This is a genomic window from Thiohalophilus thiocyanatoxydans, from assembly GCF_004366735.1.
GTDB lineage: Bacteria > Pseudomonadota > Gammaproteobacteria > UBA6429 > Thiohalophilaceae > Thiohalophilus > Thiohalophilus thiocyanatoxydans.
Genome location: NZ_SOQX01000004.1, coordinates 206,274 through 228,557, shown reverse-complemented (window position 1 = coordinate 228,557; position 22,284 = coordinate 206,274). Strand labels below are relative to the sequence as shown.

Annotated in this window: 20 protein-coding genes and 1 other RNA gene; 4 read left to right on the top strand and 17 right to left on the bottom strand. The window is 56.5% G+C overall.

Annotated elements, in window-relative coordinates; translation table 11 throughout:
- Positions 1 to 54 precede the first annotated feature (54 nt).
- The 17 genes from ftsA to rsmI form a co-directional block, all read right to left on the bottom strand.
- The gene (gene ftsA / locus EDC23_RS09345) at positions 55 to 1,290 is read right to left on the bottom strand and encodes a cell division protein FtsA (RefSeq protein ID WP_134083844.1); all 1,236 of its coding nucleotides are present in this window, start codon (positions 1,288 to 1,290) and stop codon (positions 55 to 57) included.
- Between the two features lie 24 nt (positions 1,291 to 1,314).
- A complete protein-coding gene (locus EDC23_RS09340; protein ID WP_134083842.1) occupies positions 1,315 to 2,067 on the bottom strand; it encodes a cell division protein FtsQ/DivIB in 753 nt (250 codons plus the stop codon).
- Positions 2,051 to 3,037 carry a D-alanine--D-alanine ligase gene (locus tag EDC23_RS09335; protein WP_134083942.1) on the bottom strand — a complete coding sequence of 329 codons (987 nt, stop codon included), beginning with the start codon at positions 3,035 to 3,037 and terminating at the stop codon, positions 2,051 to 2,053. The genes EDC23_RS09340 and EDC23_RS09335 overlap by 17 nt, the downstream gene beginning before the upstream one ends.
- Positions 3,030 to 3,950, bottom strand: a complete 921-nt coding sequence (gene murB / locus EDC23_RS09330) for a UDP-N-acetylmuramate dehydrogenase (RefSeq protein ID WP_134083840.1) — start codon at positions 3,948 to 3,950, stop codon at positions 3,030 to 3,032. Before murB ends, EDC23_RS09335 begins: the two co-directional genes overlap by 8 nt.
- Before the next feature lie 4 nt (positions 3,951 to 3,954).
- Positions 3,955 to 5,403, bottom strand: a complete 1,449-nt coding sequence (gene murC / locus EDC23_RS09325) for a UDP-N-acetylmuramate--L-alanine ligase (protein ID WP_134083838.1) — start codon at positions 5,401 to 5,403, stop codon at positions 3,955 to 3,957.
- Positions 5,396 to 6,484, bottom strand: a complete 1,089-nt coding sequence (gene murG / locus EDC23_RS09320; protein WP_134083836.1) for an undecaprenyldiphospho-muramoylpentapeptide beta-N-acetylglucosaminyltransferase — start codon at positions 6,482 to 6,484, stop codon at positions 5,396 to 5,398. The genes murC and murG overlap by 8 nt, the downstream gene beginning before the upstream one ends.
- The gene (ftsW, locus tag EDC23_RS09315; protein WP_134083940.1) at positions 6,474 to 7,610 is read right to left on the bottom strand and encodes a putative lipid II flippase FtsW; all 1,137 of its coding nucleotides are present in this window, start codon (positions 7,608 to 7,610) and stop codon (positions 6,474 to 6,476) included. The genes murG and ftsW overlap by 11 nt, the downstream gene beginning before the upstream one ends.
- A gap of 71 nt (positions 7,611 to 7,681) precedes the next feature.
- A complete protein-coding gene (gene murD / locus EDC23_RS09310; RefSeq protein WP_243830757.1) occupies positions 7,682 to 9,049 on the bottom strand; it encodes a UDP-N-acetylmuramoyl-L-alanine--D-glutamate ligase in 1,368 nt (455 codons plus the stop codon).
- An 18-nt stretch (positions 9,050 to 9,067) separates the two neighbouring features.
- Positions 9,068 to 10,150, bottom strand: coding sequence for a phospho-N-acetylmuramoyl-pentapeptide-transferase (gene mraY, locus EDC23_RS09305; RefSeq protein ID WP_134083834.1), 1,083 nt, complete (start codon positions 10,148 to 10,150; stop codon positions 9,068 to 9,070).
- Positions 10,150 to 11,535 carry a UDP-N-acetylmuramoyl-tripeptide--D-alanyl-D-alanine ligase gene (locus EDC23_RS09300; protein WP_243830756.1) on the bottom strand — a complete coding sequence of 462 codons (1,386 nt, stop codon included), beginning with the start codon at positions 11,533 to 11,535 and terminating at the stop codon, positions 10,150 to 10,152. The genes mraY and EDC23_RS09300 overlap by 1 nt, the downstream gene beginning before the upstream one ends.
- Positions 11,532 to 13,058, bottom strand: a complete 1,527-nt coding sequence (locus tag EDC23_RS09295; protein ID WP_134083832.1) for a UDP-N-acetylmuramoyl-L-alanyl-D-glutamate--2,6-diaminopimelate ligase — start codon at positions 13,056 to 13,058, stop codon at positions 11,532 to 11,534. Before EDC23_RS09295 ends, EDC23_RS09300 begins: the two co-directional genes overlap by 4 nt.
- The gene (locus EDC23_RS09290) at positions 13,055 to 14,782 is read right to left on the bottom strand and encodes a peptidoglycan D,D-transpeptidase FtsI family protein (protein ID WP_134083830.1); all 1,728 of its coding nucleotides are present in this window, start codon (positions 14,780 to 14,782) and stop codon (positions 13,055 to 13,057) included. The genes EDC23_RS09295 and EDC23_RS09290 overlap by 4 nt, the downstream gene beginning before the upstream one ends.
- On the bottom strand, positions 14,779 to 15,045 hold the full coding sequence (gene ftsL / locus EDC23_RS09285; protein WP_134083828.1) for a cell division protein FtsL: 267 nt from the start codon (positions 15,043 to 15,045) through the stop codon (positions 14,779 to 14,781). The genes EDC23_RS09290 and ftsL overlap by 4 nt, the downstream gene beginning before the upstream one ends.
- Positions 15,042 to 15,974 carry a 16S rRNA (cytosine(1402)-N(4))-methyltransferase RsmH gene (gene rsmH, locus EDC23_RS09280; protein ID WP_134083826.1) on the bottom strand — a complete coding sequence of 311 codons (933 nt, stop codon included), beginning with the start codon at positions 15,972 to 15,974 and terminating at the stop codon, positions 15,042 to 15,044. Before rsmH ends, ftsL begins: the two co-directional genes overlap by 4 nt.
- A gap of 4 nt (positions 15,975 to 15,978) precedes the next feature.
- Entirely contained in the window at positions 15,979 to 16,437 is a 459-nt protein-coding gene (mraZ, locus tag EDC23_RS09275; protein ID WP_134083824.1) for a division/cell wall cluster transcriptional repressor MraZ, read from the bottom strand.
- A gap of 238 nt (positions 16,438 to 16,675) precedes the next feature.
- Positions 16,676 to 17,033: RNase P RNA component class A (gene rnpB, locus EDC23_RS09270), an RNA gene on the bottom strand.
- 50 nt (positions 17,034 to 17,083) lie between these two features.
- On the bottom strand, positions 17,084 to 17,923 hold the full coding sequence (gene rsmI, locus EDC23_RS09265) for a 16S rRNA (cytidine(1402)-2'-O)-methyltransferase (RefSeq protein WP_399359234.1): 840 nt from the start codon (positions 17,921 to 17,923) through the stop codon (positions 17,084 to 17,086).
- 72 nt (positions 17,924 to 17,995) lie between these two features.
- Between rsmI and EDC23_RS09260 the strand changes: the two genes are divergently transcribed.
- The 4 genes from EDC23_RS09260 to EDC23_RS09245 are packed head-to-tail and all read left to right on the top strand — an operon-like array spanning position 17,996 to position 22,215.
- A complete protein-coding gene (locus tag EDC23_RS09260) occupies positions 17,996 to 19,858 on the top strand; it encodes a penicillin-binding protein activator (RefSeq protein WP_134083820.1) in 1,863 nt (620 codons plus the stop codon).
- Positions 19,845 to 20,249 carry a YraN family protein gene (locus EDC23_RS09255; RefSeq protein ID WP_243830755.1) on the top strand — a complete coding sequence of 135 codons (405 nt, stop codon included), beginning with the start codon at positions 19,845 to 19,847 and terminating at the stop codon, positions 20,247 to 20,249. The genes EDC23_RS09260 and EDC23_RS09255 overlap by 14 nt, the downstream gene beginning before the upstream one ends.
- Positions 20,246 to 20,830 (top strand): phosphoheptose isomerase, encoded by a 585-nt coding sequence (locus tag EDC23_RS09250; RefSeq protein ID WP_134083818.1) that lies wholly within the window; start codon positions 20,246 to 20,248, stop codon positions 20,828 to 20,830. Before EDC23_RS09255 ends, EDC23_RS09250 begins: the two co-directional genes overlap by 4 nt.
- Positions 20,830 to 22,215, top strand: a complete 1,386-nt coding sequence (locus EDC23_RS09245) for an FAD-binding oxidoreductase (protein WP_134083816.1) — start codon at positions 20,830 to 20,832, stop codon at positions 22,213 to 22,215. The genes EDC23_RS09250 and EDC23_RS09245 overlap by 1 nt, the downstream gene beginning before the upstream one ends.
- The last annotated feature ends 69 nt before the right edge of the window (positions 22,216 to 22,284 follow it).

Here is a 22,284-nt window from a genome sequence, read left to right as displayed (position 1 = left end):
CCCCTCCTCACTGACAACGCAGTTGTTGTTACATTGTGTCGACGTCACAATCCTTTAAAAATTTCCCTGAAACCAGCTCTTCATCCGTTGCAAGACGCTGCTAAAGCCTCCGCCCATGCGTGATTCGGCCTCACGCAAGGCACGATTCTGATAACCAAACAACAGTAACCCGACACCGGTGGAATAGATCGGGTTACGCACCACATCCACCAGTCCATTGACATATTGCGGCAAACCCTGGCGCACCGGCATATGGAATATTTCCTCGGCCAGTTCCACTGTGCCTTCCATCTTGGAACTGCCGCCGGTCAACACAATGCCGGCGGCGCACAGATCCTCGAACCCGCTGCGGCGCAATTCGGCCTGGATGAGGGTGAACAACTCCTCGTAACGCGGTTCCACGACCTCGGCCAGGGTCTGGCGGGCAAGGCGTCTTACCGGCCGTTCACCGACACTGGGCACTTCAATGGTTTCATCGGCACTGGCCAGTTGGGTCAATGCACAGGCGTATTTGATCTTGATCTCTTCGGCATGCTGAGTCGGTGTACGCAGTGCCACCGCGATATCGTTGGTCACCTGATCGCCGGCGATCGGGATCACCGCGGTATGCCGGATGGCCCCTTCGGTAAACACCGCGATATCGGTGGTTCCACCACCGATATCCACCAGACAAACTCCCAGCTCTTTTTCATCCTCGGTTAACACCGAATGACTGGACGCCAGTTGTTCGAGAATGATGTCATCCACTTCCAGGCCGCAGCGGCGCACACACTTGATAATGTTCTGTGCGGCACTGACCGCGCCGGTCACCATGTGTACCTTGGCTTCCAGACGCACGCCGGACATACCAATCGGCTCACGAATGCTTTCCTGATCGTCGATAATGAATTCCTGCGGCATGATATGCAGCACCTTCTGATCGGCCGGTATCGCCACCGCGCGCGCCGCGTCGATCACCCGCTCGACATCGTACTGGGTCACTTCCTTGTCGCGAATCGCCACAATGCCGTGGGAATTGAGACTCCGGATATGGCTGCCGGCAATCCCGGCATAGACCGAATGAATTTGACAACCGGCCATCAGTTCCGCCTCTTCCACCGCGCGCTGGATAGACTGCACCGTGGATTCAATATTGACCACGACGCCCTTTTTCAGACCCCGGGAGGGGTGTGAACCCAATCCGATGATTTCGATATCATTTTCCGGGGTGACCTCACCGACGATCGCAACCACCTTGGAGGTGCCCACATCGAGTCCAACGATAAGGTTTTTTTCTGTTTTCTTAGACATTTAATGTCACTCCCGAACGCTTTTTCATGTCCTGTTCTGTTTCCATTCGACTGCCATGCCGTTGGTATAACGTAAATCCACGCGTTTCAGGCCGCCCCGATCCATCGAACTGAGCCGGGGATAAGCCCGGATAAAGCGCGCAAGACGTTCGAGTTCATGTTCGCGCCCCAGTTTCAGATGAATACCGTTGTGCAGACCGATCTGCCATGCCTGACGTTGATCGAGTTTCAGTTTAGTAATCCGCATATTCAGGGGAGACAACAACCCGGAAAAGCGCCGGTACGAATCCAGCATTTTGTCGCGCAATTTCTCCGGCCCCTGAAAAACCGGCAGATCCGAGGGATAGGTGGATACTTCCGGTTTGAATATTTCGCCGTTTTCATTTAACAGTCCCCCGGCGGCCCAGACAGCAAACGGCTGTTGTTCAACAAAATGGATTGCCAGTTTATCGGGCCAGATGCGTCGTACGGTCGCATGTGCAACCCAGGGAAGATTTTCGACCTGCTGCTGTACGACTCCCACATCGATATCAAAATAACCGACGCCGGACAGACTTTCCGAAAGTGGATTGAGCATATTCTCGGTCACATTGATAAAACTGCCCTGCACGCGAATTTTATCCACCGGTACATTCAATGGATTCACCAGACGCTGAATCCCCAGGTATAACAATACGCCCAACAACAGCGCCGAGAGGATTAACAACAATCGACGAGGCCGGAATCTGAACATCGGCCCGTCCGGCATTACCGCTGCCTGGTTAGCTCGCGCCGACATGATTACCTCCTTGCTGCTGATCACCGTTATACCCGTCCAGTGTCTGGGCAAGTATGGCGTACACCAGCTGGTCGAAATCCATGCCAATGGCTTTCGCCGCCATGGGAACCAGGGAATGGTCCGTCATACCCGGTACCGTATTCAGTTCAATGACCCAGGGCTTGCCGTCTGCCGAGCAAAGAATATCGACCCGCCCCCAACCGCTTGCTCCGACCGCCTTGAAAGCCGCCAGAGCCAGGCGCTGCATTTGCCCTTCCTGTTCGGGCTCCAGACCGCTGGGACATAAATAGCGGGTTTGATTCGACTGATATTTGGCCTCGTAGTCATAAAATTCATTCGGGGTTTCAAGCTTGATGACCGGCAGTGTTTGCTCACCCAGTATTGTCACGGTGTATTCACCGCCTTCAATCCAGCGTTCGGCAATGACCGCGCCGGGAAACTGTGCGGCGGTCTTGTAGGCATCGCGCATCTGCTGCGGTTCATTGACCCGACTCATGCCGATACTCGAACCTTCCAGCGCCGGTTTGACCATCAGCGGCAGGCCCAGACTGGCGACCACATACTCCGGATCCGTTTCGTCATCCAGTACCATATAATCCGGCGTCGGCAACCCGGCGGCCTCGAGAATCATCTTGCTGCGCAACTTGTCCATGGCCAGCGCCGATGAGAGTACGTCGCTGCCGGTATAGGGAATCCCCATTACCTCAAGGACCGCCTGGATTCGACCATCCTCACCACCGGGACCATGCAGGACAATAAACGCGCGATCGTAAGTGCCCTTCTCCAGCACTTGCAGGACAGTCTCTTTGTTGACATCGATACCGTGTGCATCGACACCACGGCGCAACAGGGCATCCAGTACCGCCTGGCCACTGCGCAATGAGACCGCCCGCTCGGCGGACCAGCCACCCATCAATACCGCGACCTTGCCAAAGGTCTGCGGATCGATCGTTTTGTTGTGCTCAGTCATGCTCATGCGGTTCTCCGACAATCTGCACTTCCCTGACCAGTTCGATGCCGCTTGCCTGTTGTACTTTATCGGCAACCCGTTGAATCAACAGTTCAATATCGCGGGCCGTGGCCGTGCCGGTATTGATAATAAAATTGGCGTGTTTCTCGGACACGCAGGCTCCGCCGATGCAGGTATTTTTCAACCCACACTGCTCAATCAGGCGGGCCGCATAGTCGCCGGGCGGATTGCGAAACACCGATCCGGCATTGGGCTGACTGGTCGGCTGGGTGCTCCCGCGCCGTGCCAGATGCTGTTTGATCTGTTGCAAACTCTGCCCGGCATTACCCGCTTCAAGCTGCAAGGTGGCAGCGACAAACCATTCACCCTGTTTTCCCCGAACATGGCGATAACCTGTCTCGAACTCGTCGGCCCCGCGGGTCTTCAGTTCACCCCGGCGATCGATCACCTTCACCGACTCGACGATGTTCCAGGTTTCTCCGCCCATGGCGCCGGCATTCATCGCCAGGGCGCCGCCAAAGGTGCCGGGAATGCCGCAGAGAAATTCGGCGCCCTGCAATCCCCGCCGCGCTGTTTGCCGGGCCACCTGCGGGGAAGCCACGCCGACTTCCACATAGACCCGATTATTTTCCAACCACTCGATAGCATTGAGCACACCACTGGTACAGATCACGGTGCCGCGAATCCCGCCATCACGTACCAGCAGGTTACTGCCCAGCCCCAACCAGAACAGTGGCTCGTGCGCCGGCAGCTGCTGCAACAATTGCTGCAGATCGGCGACATCCACCGGCCGATAAAAATGCTCGGCTACACCGCCCACGCGCCAGGATGTATGCCGGCTCATCGGCTCAAGCTGTTTCATCTCGCCCCGCAGTTGCATGGTTCCGGTCTCTATTCTATCCATCTGCATCATGGTGTTATTGCCCGCTCAATTGCTGCTCGAGCCGGGCCGCCGCGGCGCCGATATTCCCGGCCCCGAGTGTCAGTAGAATATCCCTGTCCTGTAATACCCCGTTCAGTACCGTCGCTAACTCATCCAGCTCTTCGACAAAAATCGGTTCAACCTGGCCCCGCATCCGAATGGCGCGCGTCAATGAGCGTCCGTCAGCACCATTAATAGGTGTCTCACCGGCGGGATAGACCTCCAGTAACACCAGGGCATCCACTTCGGAGAGCACCCGGGTGAAGTCTTCGAACAGATCCCGTGTTCGGGTATAACGATGCGGTTGAAATGCCACCACCAGGCGCCGCTCGGGCCAACCGGCGCGGATCGCCTGAATAGTCGCTTCCACTTCACGCGGATGATGACCGTAGTCATCGACATGAATCACTTTGCCCCGGCCAATCTGATACTCCCCATAGATCTGGAAGCGGCGTCCGATACCCTGGAAATTATCCAGCGCCCTGGCAATGTGCCGGTTTTCGATCCCGATCTCATGCGCGACCGCGATAGCCGCCAGGGCATTCAGAACGTTGTGATGTCCCGGCATATTCAAGGTGACATCAAAACGCTCTCCCGAATCCCGCTGTACAATCGTAAAGTGGGTCTGGTTTGCCGCCTGAGTGATATTTATCGCGCGCACGTCCGCGCCCTCGCTCAGGCCATAGGTAATGATAGGCCGGCTGATACTCGGCATCAGATTACGAATTTCCTCGTCATCAATACACACCACCGCCAGGCCGTAAAACGGCAGGTGATGCAGAAATTCGACAAAGGTCTGGCGCAGTCTTTCAAAATCCCCGCCGTAGGTTTCCATATGATCCGCGTCGATATTGGTCACGATCGCCATCATCGGCTGCAGATGCATAAACGAGGCATCGCTTTCATCGGCTTCGGCCACCAGATAGCGCCCGCTGCCCAGACGCGCATGGGTACCGGCACTGTTGAGTCGTCCGCCAATGACAAATGTCGGATCCACCCCGCCTTCGGCCAGGACGCTGGCGACCAGACTGGTGGTCGTGGTTTTGCCATGCGTTCCGGCCACCGCAATGCCATACCGAAAACGCATCAGCTCGGCGAGCATTTCCGCCCGCGGTACTACCGGAATACGCTGCTGGTGCGCGGCCTTGACTTCCGGGTTATCTGTCACAATGGCACTGGAAGTCACCACCACATCACAGTTGGTAATATTTTCCGCCGCATGGCCCTGGATAATGGTTGCCCCCAGTTGCGTCAGATGACGGGTCACGGCATTTTCATGAATATCCGAACCGGTCACCTCGTAACCGAGATTGATCAGTACTTCCGCGATCCCGCCCATACCGACACCACCGATACCGACAAAGTGGATACATTTAATACGGCCCATACCCGGTTCGCCCTGACCGGAAGGCAGATCGGTAAAGCGCCTCAGCTGGTTAGCCATGCATCACCTCCAGGCAACGCTGACCGACAATCCGGGTTGCGTCGGGCATGGCCCGTTGTCGTGCCCGTTCGGCCATCGCCAGCAGGTTATCCCGACCCTGTTCCAGCAATTCCCGCAATACCGCCGCCAGACGTTCGGCATTGAACTCCCTGGCCGGCATCAGCCTGGCCGCGCCGGCCTCCTCCAGGTAGCGGGCGTTGGCGGTCTGATGATCATCCACTGCATAGGGATACGGCACCAGAACCGAAGCCAGGCCTGCCGAGGCCAGTTCAAAAACAGTCAGCGCCCCGGCGCGGCAGATCACCAGATCGGCCCACTCGAACGCGTCGGCCATGTCATCAATAAACATAACGGTTTCCGCCTGGATGCCGGCCGACGCATACGCCTCGCGGGCCGACTCCAGTTTGCCCCTTCCGGCCTGATGCCGAACCGTTACCGGTATTTCGTCCGGTAGCCGGCTCAGCGCCTGTGGCACGGTTTCATTCAGCACCTGTGCTCCGAGACTCCCGCCAATCACCAGAATGCGGATCGCGCCCTCATGTCGGGGCAAGCGTTGCGCCGGTGCCGACAGATCAATAATGTCCTGGCGTACCGGGTTACCGGTGTGCAGTACCCTGTCATTTTTAAAGCTGCCCGGAAACGCCTCCATCACCTGCAAAGCCAGGTGGCTGAGCAGACGGTTGGTCAGACCCGGGATGGCATTCTGTTCGTGGATCAATAATGGCCGGCGTAACAACCAGGCGGCCAGTCCGCCGGGACCGGTAACAAAGCCCCCCATTCCCAGTACGGCATCCGGTTTGAGTCGCAGACAAATCACAATCGCCTGTAACAGTGCATAAGAGAGTTTGAACGGAGCGAAAAATAATCCGGACAGACGTTTGCCGCGCAAGCCGCTGACGGAAATAAACCGGATGCTGAAACCCGCCCGTGGAACAACCTGTGACTCCAGGCCACGGCGAGTACCCAGCCAATGGATCTCCACACCCTGTTCCTCAAGATAGCGTGCCACAGCCAGCGCCGGAAAGACGTGTCCCCCCGTGCCACCGGCCATAATCAATATGCGACGGGGATTACGGTTCATAGTCCCTCCCCTTCGGCATTTGACTGCGACGATCATATTTGCGGGTTTCAATATCGATGCGCAGCAGTAGGGCAATGACAATACACATAACCAGCAGACTGCTGCCGCCATAGCTCATCAACGGAAGTGTCAAACCCTTGGTGGGCAAAACCCCCATGTTGACGCCAATATTGATAAACGCCTGCACACCGATCCAGATACCCAGGCCATAAGCCACATAACCGGAGAAAGGCTGCTCCCGCTTCTCGGCACGACGGCCGATTTTCAGCGCCCTGTAAACCACAAACAGATACGCCATGACCACCAGTATCACCATGAAGAGCCCCAGCTCTTCAGCCATGACGGCAAAGAGAAAATCCGTGTGCGCTTCCGGCAGATAAAACAGTTTCTGGATGCTGGAACCGAGCCCCACACCGAACCACTCACCCCGACCAAAGGCGATCAGGGCCTGGGTCAGCTGAAAACCGCTGTCGTAGGGATCCGCCCAGGGATTCAAAAATGTCGTCAATCGCTGTAAGCGGTATGGTGAAGTCACCGCCAACAGGGCCAGCGCAGCGGCCAATGACGAGAGTAACAGCATGAACTGGGTAAAGCGCACGCCGCCGAGCCACATCATGCCGAAAGCCGTCAGAAACAGCACAACGACCGCTCCGTAATCAGGTTCCAGCAATAACAACAGGCTCAGCAGGGTTAGCAGAATAAGGGGGCGCAGAAACCCGACCACCCGTGAACGCACTTCGTTATGATGACGAACCAGATAGCCGGCCAGATAAATTACCGAGAACAGTTTGACGAATTCAGAAACCTGCAGGGTAAGCGGTCCCAGCATAATCCAGCGTTGGCTGCCATTAATCTCACGCCCCAGTCCCGGAATAAAAACCAGTATCAGCAACAGAATGCTCAATAATATCAGTGCTCTTCCACTCTTTTCCCATATCTCCATTGGCACGCGCATAACGGAAGTAGCGACGAGCAATCCGATTCCCATGTAAACCAGTTGACGCCAGAAGAAGTAGAAGGGATCACCCATCATTTTTTCAGCAATCGAAGTTGATGCCGAACCGACCATAACCAGTCCCAGACATAACAGGAACAGCGCAACAAATAGCAGCGGCCGGTCCACCATATCCAGTAGACGCACTCGCTCGTTCCGGCTGTCCGGTTTGTTAAACAGTCTTGCAATGTGCGTCGCCGCTATCACTGTGTCAGACTCCTGACGCTCTCGATAAATGTTTCACCACGGTGTTCAAAGCCACGAAACATATCAAAGCTGGCACAAGCCGGAGATAACAGGACAGTGTCATTGGTTTGAGCCATTTCTGCCGCCTTGTTGACGGCCTCCCGCATGGAGCCGGCACGCTTCACCGGGACCCGCGTACCAAGCACCTCCTCCAATAACGGGGCATCCTCACCGATCAAAACCACACATCTTGCCCGCTGCGCCACAACATCGTGCAAGACGCTGAAATCCTGTCCTTTGCCCTGGCCGCCCATGATCAGGATCAGTTTCTCTCCCGGGATCCCTTGAATCGCGGCAATCGCCGCGCCGACATTGGTCGCCTTGGAATCATTAATCCAAATCACGCCATTGTGTTGTCCCACCCACTGACAGCGATGCGGCAATCCCGCAAAATCCCGTAATGTGTCAGTCATAACATCCGGACTCAGACCGGCCGCCTCCCCGAGAGCCAGCGCCGCCAATGCATTGGCCAGATTGTGTTCGCCGGTTATTTTCAGATCATCGACGGCAATCAGCATCTGCTGACCCCGGCATAACCAGCGTTTAGCACCCTGCTGACAAATCCCGTAGTGCTCCCCTGCAGGCATCCCCAGGCTGAAACTGATCTGCTTACGTCCGGCGGAGAACAATCGTGCGGTTGCCATCACTTTTTCATCATCGGCATTCACCACCAGCACACCGGAACCATAAAAAATCCTGGCCTTGGCTGCCGTGTAATCCGCCAGCGTGTCATAACGATCCAGATGATCTTCGCTGATATTGAGTAATGCTGCCGCGACCGGATCCAGCGACCCGGTAGTCTCAAGCTGAAAGCTGGACAGTTCCAGCACACAGGCCTGATTGTCTTCCTTGAGCAGATCCAGTGCCGGATTCCCGATGTTTCCGCCAACACCCACCTTGATACCGGCCTTGTGAAACATCTCGCCGACCAGGGTGGTCACCGTACTTTTTCCATTGGAGCCGGTAATCGCCACCACCGGTACATTGACGAACCAAGCGAACAACTCGATATCGCCAATGACTTTTGCGCCTCTGGCACGTGCCTCGACGATCAACGGCTCGCGTAAAGCAATTCCCGGACTGACCACAATAATATCCGCGCGGCGAAATGCCAGCTCGTCAAAACCGCCGACAAATACGGCCGTACCCGGCAGTTCCTGATGCAGTACCGACAGACAGGGCGGCTCCGGGCGACTGTCTGTTACAGCAATATCAATATCAAATGCGGACAAAAAGCGCGCACAGGAGAGCCCGGTCTGACCCATACCGACGATCAGGACCTTCTTGCCTTGCAAGTACTCTGCTGCCTGTGTGCTCATTGTCATGTGCGTTGCCAGCATTGGTTATCGAATCTTCAACGTCGCCAGACCGATCAGAACCAGAATGACAGTAATAATCCAGAAGCGGACGATCACTCGCGGTTCGGGCCAGCCTTTTAATTCAAAATGATGATGTAGCGGTGCCATGCGGAATATTCGCCTGCCGGTCATTTTGAATGATAAAACCTGCAAAACAACCGATAGGGTTTCCATTACAAAAACACCACCCATAATAAACAGAACAAGCTCTTGTCGGACGATCACGGCCAGAACGCCCAGTGCGGCACCCAGAGCCAATGCTCCGACGTCACCCATAAAAACCTGAGCCGGGTAGGTGTTAAACCAGAGAAAACCGAGCCCCGCACCGACCAGTGAACCACAGAAAATAATCAGTTCACCGGAGCCGGGAATATTGGGGATCTGCAAGTATTCAGAAAACTCGGCATGTCCGGACGCATAGGCAAATATGCCCAACGCACCGCCAACCATGACCGTCGGCAATATAGCCAGACCATCCAGCCCGTCGGTCAGGTTCACCGCGTTACTTGACCCGACAACGACAAAATACGTCAATAGCACATACGTAATCATGCCCATTTCAAGCGAGATACTCTTGAAAAATGGCACAATAAGTTCTCTCTCAACCGGCAATGCCGTCTGGTATAAATAGATGCCAACGGCAATAGCGATAACTGACTGCCAGAAATACTTCCAGCGTGCGATCAGACCGCGCGGATCTTTTTTAACCAGTTTCTTGTAATCATCAATCCATCCGATCACACCGAACAGGAAGGTTGTCAGAATAACCACCCAGACATAGCTATTGGTCAGATCCGACCACAAGAGTGTACTGACTGCGATAGCGATCAAAATCAGGGCACCCCCCATGGTGGGTGTTCCGGCCTTGATCAGGTGTGTTTCCGGCCCATCGTCCCGAATCGGTTGACCGAAGCTAAACGTTCCCAGTCGACGAATCATCCAGGGTCCAACAAGCAGGGAGATGACCAGTGCAGTCAATACACCCATGATGGCCCGCAACGTCAGGTAATTGAATACATTGAAGCCGCTGTAAAACTCCTGCAGGTATTGTGTCAGATGGTATAGCATCAGTCTTTCCTGTTATGACCCGTTTCACAGGCAGCAACAATTTTTTCCATTTTCATGCGTCGCGAACCCTTGACCAGCAGCGTGACATCGGGCGCCAGATCATTACTGATTTGTTCAATCATATCGTCATGTTCCAGAAAACTGTACGCTGACTCGCCGAAAGAAGTGCAAGCATGACGTGCCAGCGATCCAAGGGTATACAGCCGTTGCACACCGCTTTCTTTCGCCTTCCTGCCGGCATCGCTATGCAATGATTCGGCCTTACCACCCAGTTCACCCATATCCCCAAGCGCCAGGTAATGTTGCCCCGGAAATTCGCGAAGAGCCTCCAGTGCCGCATACAGGGAAGTCGGGTTGGCATTATAGGTGTCATCAATAATCCGGCTGCCCTTGATGCCGTCCTTTAGTTGTAAACGCCCATTAACCGGCCGCAGACTTTCCAGGCCAGCCTTGATTGCCGTCAAAGGCACATCCACGGCTATCGCGGCGGCTATCGCCGCCAGGCCATTCAAGGCATTATGTTTACCCAGTAATTTCAGCGTGACAGTCATCTCGTCCGTCGGTGTAACAATCGCCATGCTCTGGCCATCTTTTTCAATTCTTATTTCGGCCCTGACATCCGATCCGGGCACTGTGCCAAAGCTTATAGTGCAGCGCTGTTGATTCAACTGTTTCCAGTAATCGGCATAGGCATCCTCATTGTTCACAATCGCAATGCCATTATCACCCAGGCCCTGGTAAATTTCGCCTTTGGCATGCGCCACGCCCTCAACACTGCCAAAACCTTCAAGGTGAGCCATACCGGCATTGGTAATTAATGCCACATCAGGTTTGGCAATCCGGGTCAGGTACCCGATTTCACCGGGATGATTTGCCCCCATCTCGATAACCGCATAACTGTATCGCTCATCAAGCTCCAGCAGTGTCAGGGGCATACCAATATCATTATTCAGGTTCCCCCGGGTAGCCAGAACTTCACCTTGTCCGGACAAGATACTGGCCAGCATTTCTTTGACCGTGGTTTTGCCATTACTGCCGGTAATACCAATCAATCTGACTTTTAACCGCTGACGCCATTGCGCGGCGAGTTCGCCCAGTGCTATACGGGTGTCATTAACAACAATACAGTTCAGACCTTCGACAGGCCGCTCGACCAGGCAGGCTGCCGCGCCGGTTTCAGCTGCCTGATACGCAAAATCGTGTCCGTCAAAGTTTGGCCCCTTGAGTGCGACAAACAGCTGGCCATCGGCAATTCTGCGTGTATCCGTGGATACCCCGTGAATTTCAACATTCTCGCCAACATAATCCGCGGTCAGCAGTTCGGCGATTTGCTTCGCCTTCATCTGCAGGCCGCGAGCTATAATCTGTTCTGATCCTGCAGTCATGCCTTTCGCCGTTTAAGCTGTAGTTGCGCCTCGGCCATATCACTGAACGGCCGCTTTTCATCACCAACTTGCTGATAATTTTCATGACCTTTACCGGCCACCAGAATGACATCCTCTGCCTCCGCTCCCTGAATGACACTCTCGATCGCCTTTTGCCGATCACGTTCTACATAAGCTCTGTCGGAATCCGACATACCGGACAGAATCTGCTCGATAATATCCACGGGATTCTCGTGACGCGGATTGTCATTGGTCACGACAACCCGGTCCGCATAAACTTCCGCGATTTTTCCCATCAGGGAACGTTTTTGCCTGTCTCGTTCGCCGCCACAACCAAAGATACACCAGAGTGTTCCACGGGCATGCTCACGCAACGCTTCAAGGACATGTTGCAGGGCGTCGGGCGTATGGGCGTAATCGATCACCACCAGTGGCTGGCCATTCCCACCCAGTGTTTCCATCCTTCCACTCACGGTCCTGACGTCGGCCAGTCTGCCCAGGGCATCATCAAACGTCAGTCCTTTGGCGAGCAAAGCGCCAAGTGCGGCGAGCAGATTGCTGATATTAAAGCGCCCCAATAATTGTGTTCTGACTTCGCCGGAACCGTAAGCTGACTCGACTCTGAACTGCAGACCGTCGGCGAGGAGACGAATGTCCCGCGCCAGTAGCGTCGGCTGATGTTCCGACTGCATTCCGTAGCTGATAACTTCAATCGATTTATCCAGCGTTGCTTCCAGCTCACGCCCATAGGCATCGTCCCGATTGATGACTGCCGTCTTCAAATCCGGAGTGTGAAACAGCTGTTGCTTGACACGGGCATAGCTTGCCATGTCCCCGTGATAGTCCAGATGTTCATGGGACAGATTGGTAAATACCGCGCAATCAAACCGCACCCGATCTACACGTCCCTGATCCAGGGCATGCGAGGAGACTTCCATGACAACACTGGACGCCCCCTGGTCACGCATTTTTGCCAACCAGTGATGGTTGGCGATGACATCCGGCGTGGTATGTCCTGAATCCTCCAGCTGCCCGTACAGTCCACGGCCCAGGGTGCCGATAACGCCACTGGGTTTATCCTGGCTCAGCGCCTGTGCCACAAACTGACAACAGGAGGTTTTACCGTTGGTGCCGGTAATCCCGGCAACAAACATCTGCAATGAGGGGCTGCCGTAAAAACGATCGGCCAGTGCGCCCAATTGCCGTGACAGGTCTTTCAAACTGACCACCGGAATGGTCTGGTCTGTGACGGATGTTTTCCAGCTCAACGGTGTAATCCCGGTATCATCGCCGGTGTGCTCACGCAAAATCGCTGATGCGCCCTGCTCAATCGCGGCATCGATATAATCCGCGCCATCAACCTGACACCCTTTTATTGCCACAAACAGGCTGCCCTCGACGACCTGACGTGAGTCCATGGTCATGTCAGTGACGGGACAATCCAGGCTGGCCGGGATAGCAATCCGATCCTCGAGTATACTGCTCAAATACATCATGGCGTGTGTATTCGGCATTGTCATCATGGATGCTCTCCTGCCGCCTTATTGGGCAGTGAAGCAAATTTTATCTTGTCGTCCATCAGGTTATCAGGCGCAATGTCAAACAGGCGCAATGCACCACCCATGACCCGGGAGAAGACCGGTGCCGCAACCTGGCCGCCGTAATAGTCATCACCGGTAGGCTCGTTAATCGTGACAACCATGGCAATGCGCGGATCGCTGGCAGGTGCCATGCCGGCGAAAACCGCAATATATTTATCTCCGGTATAACCTTCACTCGTTATTTTTTTCACTGTCCCGGTTTTACCGGCAACCCGGTAGCCGGGCACCCGTGCACGTGTACCGGTGCCGCCTTCATTCGTGACGCTCTCTAACATACGTGTCATCGTATTGGCCACTTCAGCATCGATGACACGCCTGCCCTGTACCGGTTCATCTTCACGTACAAAACTTACCGGATTGATGACGCCCTGATTGGCGATTGCGGCATAGGCTTTTGCCAGTTGCAGAGGAGTCACTGACAATCCGTAACCAAACGCCAGCGTTGCCTGTTCAATTTCAGCCCAGGTCACCGCAGGTTTAAGCAAGCCACCTGTTTCACCGGGAAAACCACTGCTGGTGGGCATGCCAAAACCCATTTGATCAAAAACATGCCAGATCTTTTCGGGTTCCAGGGACAAGGCGAGTTTACTGGCGCCAACATTGCTCGACTTCTTGATGAGCCGGGTCAGATTGATTTTCCCGTAGTTACGAATATCACGTATGGTATTACCTCTTACCTGATAATAACCGGGTGATGTATCGATCACGCTGTTGGCGCTATAGTCTTCGCTTTGCAATGCGGCAATCACGGTAAAAGGTTTGATAGTCGAGCCCGGCTCAAATACATCCGCGACCGCGCGATTACGCACCTTCTGGCTCTGAAGGTTACCGCGATTATTCGGGTTATAGGCGGGCTGGTTGACCATCGCCAGCACTTCTCCCGTTCTGACATCCAGAATCACCGCGGAACCGGACTGGGCACGGTTACTCATCACTGCACGCTTTAATTCCCGGTAAGCCAGATATTGCAGGCGACGATCGATACTCAAGGTCAGGTTTTTGCCGGGTCGGGGCTTTTTCAATAGCTCCACATGCTTGACGACACGACCCAGACGATCGCGGATCACACGCTGGCTGCCCGCTTCCCCGCTTAACCAGCCATCAAAGGCCAGTTCCAGTCCCTCCTGACCCTGATCATCAATATTGGTGAACCCCACCACGTGGGAAGCCACTTCCGCCATGGGATAATAACGATGATATTCACGTTGCAGGGAGATGCCCGGTATGCCCAGTTCCATGATCCGTTTTGCCCGGGCCGGCTCCACATGCCGTTTTATATAGACAAACTCTTTATCCTGGCGTTGTGAAATTTTCTGGGCAATCTCGTTGACATCAAGATTGAGCAGCCTCGCCAGTCTGGGCCATTCCGGCTGGGCCGTGGCAAACTCGGCCGGATTGACCCAAACCGAGTCCACCGGCGTGCTGATCGCCAACGGTTCGCCATGACGATCGGTAATCATACCCCGATGGGCAGCGAGAGGCAGCTCACGCAAATAACGGGAATCACCCTGGTCCTGAAGAAAAGCTTTTCTGACCACGTGCAGATCAACGGCGCGCCACACCAGAACAAGCGTCACAGACAGCAATACCAGTATGACGGTGATCAGGCGAAACGCGGAGGCCGGTTTGTATATCTGCTGTTTCATGGCTTGAGTATGATCACCTGTTTATAATCAAGTGGCTTCATATCCAGTTTCTTGCGTGCCAGACTTTCGATACGTCCATGGGTCGCCCAGGTGCTCTGTTCCAGTTGTAACTGTCCCCATTCCACATTCAGTTTGTCCCGGACCTGCTTGAGTTCGGTCAGTTCAACAAACAGCTTGCGACTGTAATGGGTTGAATACACAACACTCACTGCCGAGGCGATCACCGCGATAATCAAGGGGATCAGCAGCCATAGCGATTTCATGACAGTTTCTCCGCAACGCGCAACACAGCACTGCGTGCGCGCGGATTGTTGTCAACTTCGGCATCAGCGGCGCGCTGAGCCTTGCCAATCAGTTTCATTTTCGGCTTGAGCTGGCTCTGCATTACAGGCAAATCGGGTGGAAAGTCATCGCCCTTGCTCTGCTTGCGCATGAACTGCTTGATCCGGCGATCCTCCAGTGAATGAAAGCTAATGACCACCAGTCGACCACCCGGCACGAGCAGATCGGTGATCTGCAACAGGCACTCGTCCAGCTCGTCCAGTTCATGGTTGATATAAATCCGAATCGCCTGAAAAGCGCGGGTGGCCGGATCCTTGCCTTTCTCCCAGGCCGGGTTGGCCGCCGCGACAATGGCAGACAATTGTTTGGTGGTGGTGATCGGCTGTTCATTGCGTGCGGCGACGATTGCCCGGGCGATGCGCTTGGCAAAGCGTTCCTCGCCATATTCCTTTAATACGCGGGCGATTTCCTTTTCACCGGCGTCGGCCAGCCACTGGGCGGCCGTCGGACCGCGGCTGGTGTCCATGCGCATGTCCAGCGGCCCGTCCTTCTGGAAACTGAAACCGCGCGAGGCATCGTCGAGCTGGGGGGAGGAGACGCCCAGATCCAGCAGGATGCCATCGACCTGCTCCCAACCCTGCTCGGCGATGTGGGGCGCCATGCGGGCAAAGGAATCCTGGACCAGGGTAAAGCGTGAATCGTGTGAGAATTTTTCCTGCGCGGTTTCCAGCGCCCGGGGATCCTTGTCAAAGGCGAGCAGCCGACCGCCATCACCCAGCCGCGCGAGAATGGCCGCACTGTGGCCACCGCGTCCGAAGGTGCCGTCGATATAACGACCGTCCGGTTTGATATTCATACCCCTTATCGCCTCTTCCAGCAGAACGGGCAAATGTTCCTGTTTGCCGTTCATGGTTTCATAAAGACAGTGTTTCCAGCTCAGCGGACAGCTCTGACTCCTCCTCGTTTTCCTGGCTGATCCAGCGATCGCGTTGTTCGTTCCAGGTCTGTTCGTCCCAGATTTCGAACTTGTTGCCTTGCCCGGTCAGGGCAATGCGTCTATCCAGTTTGGCGAATTCACGAAGTGGCGGCGGGATAAGGATGCGGCCGTGACTGTCCAGCTCCAGCTCGGTGGCGTGGCCGATCAGCAGGCGCTGCAGACGGCGGGCCGTGGCGTTGAGGTTACCCAGCCGGACCAGCTTGCGCTCGATCTCTTCCCATTCGGGCAAGGGATAGAGCAACAGGCAGGGATCACTGCGATCGACAGTGATCACCAGCTGCCCGTCGGACTGCTCCAGCACGCCATCCCGATACCGGCTCGGCATGGCCATGCGGCCCTTGGCATCCAGGCTGAGTGTATTGACGCCACGAAACACGGTTGTTTCTCCGGGGATGATATCCCACTAATTCCCACATTGATCCACTTCGATACACTATAGGTAGCAATATGCCCGGGTGTCAAGCTAACAGCGCCACAAACTTTGGAATTCTTTCTTTTCTGACAGTAACTTAGCGACACCCCCCCGTGCCGGGAACGGCTTCGAGGGGGCAGGCTGGCGGGTTCAGGTATACGAAAAAACAATAACTTGGAGAAGGGAGTTAATGTTGAATAAAAGAAAGAGTCGGCCGTTAAGCCGGGTTCTGTCGTGGACAGTCATTCCTCTGGGATGCGCGTCACCGCGCACCTCTAGCGACCTACCCGGGAACCGTGTGGGCCACACGTGGCCTTGCGGCCAGTTCCCCTATTTGGTCTTGCTCCGGATGGGGTTTGCCCTGCCACCGGTGTTACCACCGGCGCGGTGCGCTCTTACCGCACCATTTCACCCTTACCGGCCGCTTGCGCGGCTTGGGCGGTATATTTTCTGCGGCACTTTCCGTAGGCTCGCGCCTCCCAGGCGTTACCTGGCATCCCGCCCGATGGAGCCCGGACTTTCCTCCCCGCCGGCGGCGGAGCGACTGTCAGGCCGACTCTTACACCTATTATATAGAAACTGGCAGCCCGGCGGGACCTTTCCCCGCCGGCTATTTCTTCATCGTCAGGGCCCGCTGATAGAGCTGGTTCTTCTTGCCGCCGGTGAGGCGCGCCGCCAGGGCCGCCGCCTGCTTGAGGGGCAGCTCCGCCAGCAGGATGCCCAGAACCCGTTCGGCCTCCGCGTCGAGCGCCGATTCGACCGCCGGCGCGCCTTCCACCAGTACCACGATCTCGCCCTTTTGCTGATTAGGATCGCTGCTCACAAACTCGCCCAGTTCCGCCAGCGTACCGCTGCGTACCGTCTCGAAGGTCTTGGTCAGTTCCCGGGCCAGCACCGCCGCCCGTGCCGCACCCAGCTCGTGGGCCATGTCCGTCAGACTCTCTACAATCCGGTGCGGCGATTCGTAAAATGCCAGGGTGCAGGATTCGGCGGCCAGTGCCGCCAGCCGTTGACGCCGCGCGACGGACTTGGCCGGTAAAAAACCGATGAACTTGAAACAGTCGGTGGGCAGGCCGCTGACCGACAGGGCCGCGATCACCGCGCTGGGCCCCGGCACCGGCACCACCCGGATCCCCTGCTGGCGGGCCTGCTGCACCAGATGAAAGCCGGGATCGCTGAGCAAGGGTGTGCCCGCATCGGAAATCAACGCCACGCTCTCACCATTGGCAAGACGCTGTAACAATCTGCTACTCTGTTCCCGCTCGTTATGTTCATGCAAGGCCACGCACGGGGTGGACACCGCATAATGCTGCAGCAAGCGGGCGCTGTGCCGGGTATCTTCGGCCGCAATCAGCGCCACCTGCTGCAGGATTTCCACGGCACGTTGTGACATGTCGCCGAGATTCCCGATCGGCGTTGCGACAATATAGAGCGCACTGTTTTCAGATATCACGGTATAATTTCCGTCAGGATCAGGTGCCGTCCGCCCTTTATACAGCAAAAACAGGAACCCGATGAAGTGATGATGCCACGCCGATTGTTTTCCCTCTGGGTCATGATTGTAACGCTTCTGCTGGCCGGTTGCGCCGGCGTGCCCGAAAAAGAAGTGGTTGAGGAAAAAGATCCGGTTGCCGAAGCCGAACGCCTCTTTGCCAGTGGCGAATACCGCTCCGCCACCGAAGCCTTCAACCAGCTTGCCAAAACGGCCCGCGAGCCGCAGCAAACCAATTTGATGCTGCGCACTGCCGCCGCCCTGGCCCGCGAGGATCGCGTCCACCAGAGCCGGCAGATCCTCGAGACTATTCAGCTGGATCCGAATAATACCCAACAGCAGTTTTTGCTGAAGTTAACCCGGGCGCATATTGCCCTGATGGAGCGCCGTGCCGAGGATGTTCTGCGTATGCTGGAACAGCCACCGGCGGACGGGATCGACAATGCCTATCTGGCCGATTATCACCTGTTACGTGCCGATGCCCGCACCATACTGGGGGATCGGGTCGATACGGCCAGCGAACTGGTCAAGCGGGAAGAGTATCTGCAAAACCTGCAACTGATCGAGGAGAACCAGGAGGCCATCTGGGAAGCCCTGGCCATGATGAATGAACGGGCACTCGCCCGGATGCGCATGGCCGTCGGCAAGAATGTGCTTGGCGGCTGGATGGAACTGGTCCAGCTCGCCAAGGCCCACCAGCTGGAGCCGGAGATACTCAATCGCCGCGTGGACGAATGGCACAAGAGTTATCCCGATCACCCCGTGCGTGAGGAGATACTCAAGGGATTACTGGAACGAAGCCGGGAAGACATCATCATGCCGCAGCGGATCGCGGTGTTGCTGCCATTTGACAGCCGTTTCGGCAAGGCCGCCGAATCCATTCGTGACGGGATTATTGCGGCCTATTACTCACGGCCGCATCACGCCGATCAGCGTATCCGCTTTTACGACAGCGGTTCCGAACCGGCGACGGCACTGGCGGCGTACACACGGGCGATGACCGACGAGAGTGACTTTGTTATCGGTCCACTGAACAAGGAAGCCATCGACTGGATTGCCGACAAGGGTAATTTCCCGGTCCCAACCCTGGCGCTCAACTACTCGCTCGAACAGGACGTCCCCGACAATCTCTATCAATTCGGCCTCTCGCCCGAAGAGGAAGCGCGCCAGGTTGCGGAGCGCACCTGGCTGGATGGTCACGTCAACAGTGCCGCCCTGATCCCGAGCGGCAACTGGGGCGAGCGAGTCTATACCGCATTTCAACAACGTTGGAAAGAACTCGGCGGTGTGGTGATCGAAACCCAGCAATACAATGCCGAGCAACAGGACTATTCCGCCCCAATCCAGAATCTGCTGAATATCAACGAAAGCCAGCGCCGCGCCCGTGCTCTGCGCCAGTTACTGTCACAGTCGATCAAGTTCGAACCGCGCCGTCGTAAGGATATGGATTTCATTTTTCTCGCGGCCTATCCGCAACAGGCCCGTCAGATTCGTCCGCAACTGAAGTTCTATCACGCGTCCGATGTGCCGGTGTATGCCACTTCCCACGTCTTTACCGGCAGTCTGGATCAGGAGCGGGATCGTGACATGGACGGCCTGATGTTTGGCGACATGCCCTGGGTACTGGCCGGCAGTACCGCCCATCGGGGACTGCGCCCGGAGATCGAACAGTATATTTCCAGCGCCGGTAACAGCCTGCAACGGCTCTATGCCCTGGGGATCGACGCCTATAATATTATCGCCGCGCTCAATACCCTCAAGGCCTATCCCTACGAACGTTATGACGGCGAAACCGGCAGCCTCAGTCTGGATCCGCAACAACGGGTCCGGCGCGAGCTGACCTGGGTCAAGTTCCGCAGCGGCCGGCCCGTTGCACTGGATGAAGGCTTGTAAGCGTATGTGGGCGGGGCTCGGGCGTAAACAACGCGGGAGCCGGGCCGAGCAACTGGCACGCCGCTATCTCGAGCAACAGGGACTGCGCTTCGAGCAGGCCAACTTTCGCTGTCGTCGCGGCGAGATCGATTTGATCATGCGTGATAAGGACACGCTGGTATTCGTGGAAGTACGTTATCGCAACAACAGCCGCTACGGCAGCGCCGCCGAAACCGTGGATCGGCATAAACAAAAAAAACTGATCACAACCGCGCTGTTCTATTTACAAAACAAACCACAACTGACCCGGCTGGCCAGCCGCTTCGACGTGGTCGCCATCACCGGTGACAGCGACTCACCGCATATCGACTGGCATCCGAACGCCATACAAGCCCAGGATCTGACCTCATGAGTATCAACGACAACATACAGCAACTGTTCCGCGCCAGTATCGACACCAAGCAACAGGCCCAGGCCGTCGTCACCGAACCAATCGCCCGCAGTATCGGGCTGATGGTGGCGGCCCTGCGGCGGGGTAACAAGATTCTCAGTTGCGGCAACGGCGGTTCCGCCGCGGATGCCCAGCATTTCGCGGCGGAGCTGGTCTGCCGCTTCGAGCGCGAGCGCCCGGAACTGGCCGCCATTGCCCTGACCACGGACACCTCGGCGCTGACCGCCATTGCCAACGATTACGATTTCAGCGAGGTGTTCGCCAAACAGATCCGGGCACTGGGCCAGGCCGACGATCTGCTGCTGGCCATCTCCACCAGCGGCAACTCGCCCAGCGTCGTTCAGGCGGTCGAAGCAGCCCATCACAAAGGCTTGCAAGTCGTGGCCCTGACCGGACGTGACGGTGGCCGGATTGGTGAATTGCTGCAGGGCAGCGATATCGAGATCCGGGTCCCTTCCAAGGTTACCGCGCGCATCCAGGAAGTGCATTTGCTGGCGATTCACTGCTTCTGCCACCAGATCGACGAAGAGCTGTTCGGTTAATGGCATTGCCCGACGCGTTTGTTCAGCGCTTGCAACAGGAGCTGGGTCACGAAGGCCTGTTGAGCGATCCGGCGGAAACCTGGAACTACGGCTACGACAACAGCCGCCGCCACGCCGCGCCGGAACTGGTCGCCCTGCCGGCGGACCACGATCAGGTGGCCGCCGTCGTGAGTCTGTGTCACGAATTTGCCGTACCGTTGACCGCCCGGGGGCGGGGCACCGGCACCACCGGCGCCAGCGTGCCGATCAACGGCGGGCTGATCCTCTCGACTGAAAAAATGAACCATGTCATCCGGATCGATCCCGCCAACCGGTACATGGTGGTGGAGCCCGGCGTCACCAACCAGCAGGTCCAGGATATCGCCGCCGAACACGGCTTTTTCTGGCCGCCCGATCCCACCAGCGCCGCCTACTGCTCTGTCGGGGGTAACCTGGCCTACAACTCGGCGGGACCGCGGGCGATCAAATACGGCACGCCGCGGGAAAACACCTTCGGTCTGCGTGCGGTTACCGGTGACGGCAAGAGTATCCGCACCGGGGTCTACACGACCAAGGGGGTGGTGGGCTACGACCTGACCCGGCTGCTGATCGGCTCTGAAGGCACCCTGGCGATCATCACCGAAGCCACCCTGAAACTAACCCCCTTGCCCGAAAGCAAACGCACCCTGCAGGTCATCTACCGGGACATCGACAGTGCCGCCCGGGCGGTCTCCGCCATTATGGCCCAGCCGGTCGTCCCCTATGCGCTGGAGTTTATGGACGCCGGCGCGATCGACATGATTCGCGATTATTCCGAAGCCGAGCTGCCCGAAGGTGCCGGCGCCTTGTTAATGATCGAGGTGGACGGGACCGAGCACAATATTCAGCACGCCGTTGACGCCATTGGCCGTGCCGCCGACAACGACGGCCTGTTAAAACTGACCCGCGCGGAAACCGCCGCCGAGATCCAGGCGTTGTGGCAAACCCGCAAGGCGCTTTCCCCGGCCCTGCGCACCATCGCCCCGAAAAAGATCAACGAGGATGTAGTCGTACCCGTTTCCAACATCCCCGCCCTGATCAACGGCCTGAGCGAGTTGTCCGCGCGCTATAACGTCACCATCGTCAACTTCGGCCACGCCGGTAACGGCAACATCCATGTCAACCTGCTGGCCAACCCCGACGACCCGGACGAAATGCAGCGCACCCATCAATGCCTGGATGCCGTCTTCTCCCTGGTCCTGGATCTGGACGGCACCCTCTCCGGCGAGCACGGGGTCGGTATCGAAAAGCAGGAGTTCGTCGGCCGCGAGATCGAACCGATCACGCTGGAATTGATGCGGCGCATCAAGCGGGACTTCGATCCGAAGGGAATTTTGAATCCGGGGAAAATGTTCCCGACGGGTTGAAAAGGCTTCACCGCAGAGACGCAGAGAAAGGAATAATTTTGAATGTTTAATGTTGAGTTGTGAATGGAA